We start from the raw sequence: 471 nt of genomic DNA, 5'->3' as shown, positions 1-471 counted from the left end.
TGAGTGAAGGTGGGGCTGGCGATTGGGACGAAGTCGTAACAAGGTAGCCGTACCGGAAGGTGCGGCTGGATCACCTCCTTTCTAAGGAGTCTTTTGAAGACCAACTCTTTCCTATGGTTGGTCGGACTCGAAAGTGGACCCGGCCTGGTGCCCGTGTGGGTGCCGGTGGTCGGGAGTGGCTTGGATGAGAATCGAACTTGACCTCCGACGACTAGAAGCGTCGGGGGGCGCGCTGTTGGGTGTCTGAGGAAGCAACCTCGGCTGCTGATTCTCCGGTTTCCGGGGGGTCGGTGGCCGGTGCTGTTTCCCGCGGACCGCCTCTGAGAACTCTCAGAACCCTGTTCCTGGGTCCCGTGTGGGGTCTGGTGGGTGGGTGTGAGTGGTGTCGGAGCTTGCGGTTGGTGTTTTGATTTGTGAATAGTGTGCGCGAGCATCTTATTATCTGTAGTGGCCAAGTGATAGTGGCACACG

The 471-nt window shown here is 58.6% G+C and carries 1 rRNA gene; it reads left to right on the top strand.

Annotated features, from left to right (window positions below):
* Window positions 1–81, top strand: a 16S ribosomal RNA gene (locus ADL05_RS28420); the annotation flags it as partial.
* Between the last annotated feature and the right edge of the window lie 390 nt (window positions 82–471).

It is taken from the genome of Nocardiopsis sp. NRRL B-16309 (assembly GCF_001279585.1).
In the GTDB taxonomy this organism is placed as follows: Bacteria; Actinomycetota; Actinomycetes; order Streptosporangiales; family Streptosporangiaceae; genus Nocardiopsis.
The sequence above is the reverse complement of the archived record's forward strand: the minus strand, read 5'-3'. Positions and strand labels throughout refer to the sequence as shown.